The organism is Bifidobacterium sp. M0307, assembly GCF_016100445.1.
GTDB lineage: Bacteria > Actinomycetota > Actinomycetes > Actinomycetales > Bifidobacteriaceae > Bombiscardovia > Bombiscardovia coryneformis.
The window spans coordinates 1-3,934 of sequence record NZ_JACFSL010000005.1; the positions used below are offsets into that span (position 1 = coordinate 1).

General features: G+C 59.1%; 2 protein-coding genes and 1 pseudogene. All 3 read right to left on the reverse strand.

All coding sequences use genetic code 11. The features are described from left to right. A pseudogene (locus H3V08_RS07450) lies at nucleotides 1-85 on the reverse strand (L-ribulose-5-phosphate 4-epimerase); the annotation flags it as partial. Between the two features lie 62 nt (nucleotides 86-147). Beyond that, nucleotides 148-1,035: an L-ribulose-5-phosphate 3-epimerase gene (locus tag H3V08_RS07455; RefSeq protein WP_198182269.1), complete on the reverse strand. Its 888-nt coding sequence runs from the start codon at nucleotides 1,033-1,035 to the stop codon at nucleotides 148-150. Between the two features lie 556 nt (nucleotides 1,036-1,591). Next, nucleotides 1,592-3,397: a translation elongation factor 4 gene (gene lepA, locus H3V08_RS07460; RefSeq protein WP_198182270.1), complete on the reverse strand. Its 1,806-nt coding sequence runs from the start codon at nucleotides 3,395-3,397 to the stop codon at nucleotides 1,592-1,594. Nucleotides 3,398-3,934: the final 537 nt, after the last annotated feature.

The following is a 3,934-nucleotide window of genomic DNA, read 5'->3' on the forward strand; positions in this document are numbered from 1 at the left end:
GCTGCTCGTGCAGGGTGGCGACCTGCTCGCGCACCTGCTTGACCTCGGCACGCACCTCAGACGAAAAATCAGCCAAACCAGCCATGGGTTCCTCCTTCTTGTTGATGTATCTGCAAGTCATGTACAAACATGTGGTCTGAATGGGGCTCATCGCCTGACGGTGGTCACGGGCTCCTGCCGGATGCCCACCCGCTCGAAGAGGGCGTCGAATTGTGCCTTGGCCTTGCGGACTTCAGCCACCGGGTCGTCCGCCTTTTGGGTCCACATCTCGATTGTGTAACTTCCGGCGTATTTCAGTCTGGCAAAGGTTCGAAGGCAGGCCTCGAAGTCGACGGTCCCATCGCCGAATGCCAGATCCCGGAACTGTCCGGGGAAGGAGTCGGTCACGGGCTTGGTGTCCTTGAGATGCACCGCCACGATGTTGTCGATGTAGGTCTCGATCTCACGGCCCACCTCATTTTGCGACCATGCCGTCAGGTTGCCCAGGTCCGGGTAGGCCTGGAGCCAGGGGCTGTGGATCTGCGACTTCACATAGACCACCTTCTCCAGGGAGTTCATAAAGGGGTCGTCCATGGTCTCGATGGAGAGCATGACCATCTTCTTGGCGGCCATCTGCACGCAGGTTTCCAGATTCTCGATGAACAGCTCACGGCTGGACTGCGTTTTGGGCTCGTAATAGACATCGTATCCGGCCATCTGAATGTTGCGGATGCCCAGGTCAACAGCCAGATCGATGGCCTTATCCATCATCTCCAGTGCCTTGGAGCGGGTGGTCGGGTCGGATGCCCCCAGGGGGAAACGTCGGTGTCCCGACAGCATGAGGGTGTTGATTCTGCTCCCGGTCCTCCACATGGCCTGCCGGAAGAGACTCCTATCATGATCGGTCCAATCCAGCCTCGCCAGTCGGTCCTCGCTCTCATCGATGGAGAACTCCAGAAAGTTGAATCCCAGCTCATGGACCAGTTCGAAAGTCTCCTGCCAGGACATATCCGCCGGAAGGGCCTTTTCGTAAATCCCCAGCGCGTTGATGGTCATACTCGTTCGCCCTCCTATCGCGCCCGGTGCATCTTATCCGGGCATCCACCGGTATCGGTGGGTCACGTAACCGGCACGGTCCAAGCCCCGTCTGTGGGGTGGCCGCTGCGTGGTGAACCGCCTTGTTGGCACCGGTTGTTCCGACGGCCCGTGCAGGTTGTCATTACGGTTTCAAGATAGGGCGAACCGGAGGGGTTTGCGACAGAGTGCCTGAACATCTGCTCACCGCCTGTCGCGGCTGCTGGGGGAGCCTGCTTTCTGAGGTTGCCTACCGTTCCCATAGCCAAGCGGTTTGAGGTGCCTGATATCTGGTGATGGGAAGAGGCTCGGCTTGAGGGATTGAGGGGGAAATTGAACAAATGTACATAGAGAATGCCTGTGGACAGGCCGTCTGGACCGGGGTGGGCAGACGGCCTCGCTTGACTCGGTGACAAACCAAGAACATGCATGTCCGGGTATCGGGGAGGGGCAACCACTGCGATTCAAGTGTGGATTCCGCGGAGTGGTCGCCCCGGATGGAACTGGGTCCCCTGGTAATCGGGGTCCTGCTTGCGCCTTACTCGTTCAGCTCCAGGATGGCGTTGAAGACCGACTGGGGCAGTTCGATGTCGCTGTGGGCGGCGGCACGTTTGTTGGCGGACTGGCGGCGCAGGAGGGCCTGCTTCTTGGAGACGCTGTACGAGGTTCCATTGACGGCGGCGTTCTTGCGCAGTGGTGGGATGTCGACCCGGCCCAGTGCGCGACCCTCCACCATGGCCTGGGCCGGCATGGGGTAGAGGCGCCGGGGGACCGTGTACTTGAGCTTGTGGACCAGGTCCTGTGCCATGCGCGGGGCATCCTCCCGATGAACGACGAAGCTGAGTGCATCCACCCGGGCGTAGTTGATGTCCACTTCTATCTTGACCACGTCAGCAGGCTCATAGTCCAGAATCTCCGAGTTCATGGTGGCATATCCGTGTGAGACAGACTTGAGCTTGTTGAAGAAGTCATAGACGATTTGGGAGAGGGGCATCTTATAGGTGGCGACCACCAGCTGGTCGTCGTCACCCAGGTCGATCAGTTCTCCCTTCGACTGTTCGGCGAGTTGCATCACATCGCCCAGGACCTCGCCAGGCATGGAGATATCGACCTTGGCGAAGGGTTCCTCGACAAAATCGATGTCGCCATAGTCGGGGAAGTCCGTGGCCTTGTCGATGGTGATTACCTTGCCTGCCTTCCGTCCCCTCAGATGGACCTTGTAGGTGACGTTTGGGGCCGTGGTCAGCACCTCGATGCCGAATTCGTCGCGAAGGCGTTCCTTGATGATCTGGAGGTGGAACATACCCAGGAAGCCGCACCTGAAGCCGAATCCCAGCACGTCCGAGGCCTCCGGCTGGCAGCTCAGGGAGGAGTCATTGAGGACCAGCTTGTCCATAGCTGCCTTGAGTTCCTTGCTGTCGCCGTTTTTTGGGAAGATTCCCGCGAATACCATGGGTTCGGCCGGAGCGTATCCGGGCAGGGCCTCCTTGGTGGGGTCTGCCTGGGAGGTGAGGGTGTCTCCGATGCGGACCTGGCTCGGGTCCTTGAGTCCTGTGACCACGTAGCCCACGTCACCGGCATGGAGGGAGTCGATGGGCTGCATGGACGGGGTGAAGATGCCTAGCTCGTCGCCCTTGAAGGTGGCGCCGTTGGCCATGAGTCTGAGGGATTGCCCCGGTTCCATCTCGCCCTCTACCAGACGCACATAGGCAATGACCCCCTTGTAGGAGTCGTAGAGGGAGTCGAAGACCAAGGCCTTGAGCGGTTCCTTGGTTGACCCGGTCGGAGCTGGAATCCTGGAGACGATGGCCTCCAGGATATCGTGCACACCCTGACCCGTCTTGGCTGAAATCCTCAGGACATCCTCCTCGGCCAGCATGGGGTCCAGGGCGTGGATCTGACGCTCAACCTGTTCCGCATCGGCGTTGGGACTATCGACCTTGTTGATGACCGGGATGATGGAAAGGCCATTGGCCTTGGCCAGGCGGAAGTTGGCCACGGTCTGGGCCTGGACTCCCTGGGTGGCGTCGACCAGGAGGATGGCGCCCTCGCTCGCCGCCAGACTTTTGGACACCTCATAGGAGAAGTCCACGTGACCTGGGGTGTCGATGAAGTTGAACTCGTAGCTGAGTCCATCGTCGGCCAGATAGCGGTTGCGGACGGTTCTTGACTTGACCGTGACCCCGTGGGCCTTTTCCACGCTCATGGAGTCCAGGAGCTGGTCTTCCCGTTCCCGTTCATTCACGGTCTCGGTCTGCTCCATGATTCGGTCGGCCAGGGTCGACTTGCCATGGTCTATATGGGCGATGATGGAAAAATTGCGTATGCGATTATGGTCGATCATTGAAGGAGCCCCCTCCTGGGGCGTCTGATGCATGAAATGGATAGACCAGCCTGAAGCCGGTACACAGGTATGCTGGGAAAGGCGCGGAAATCGTCATCACAATCTCTGCGTCTGCAGGAATTCGGTCCGCCCATCAGGTCGTGACCACTGTCATTCTTTGTAAGCCGGGAAGCAGTATAGTTCTCTGCGGTCGGAAGGTCAAATACCCGGAATTCGCTGGGAGAGGTATGCCACGACTGTGTGGGACATCCTCAACTATCCTCTTCTTTATCCACCTGTACAGAGCCGCATTTATGCGGCCCTGTTAGGCGTGACGCGGCATGACCGGTCCGCTCACTTGTCCTTGTCAGTGGTTTCACATGAGGCTGACCACTATCGGCCCGCGTGATTCGAGCAGGCCTATGGGGATTGAATGTCGCGCTTTGCGGCTTTCCCGTGGTGGTGTTGGGGGTTGGTGGTGGTCCGGCCGGCCCGTGGTGGTTAGTGTTGTCCGTAGATGTTCTGGTATCGGTTGTTGAGTTTGGTGATGTCGTCGGG

Coding starts and splice junctions, on each gene's coding strand:
- lepA (WP_198182270.1), bottom strand. CDS start 3,397: ATGATCGACCATAATCGCATACGCAATTTTTCCATCATCGCCCATATA.
- H3V08_RS07455 (WP_198182269.1), bottom strand. CDS start 1,035: ATGACCATCAACGCGCTGGGGATTTACGAAAAGGCCCTTCCGGCGGAT.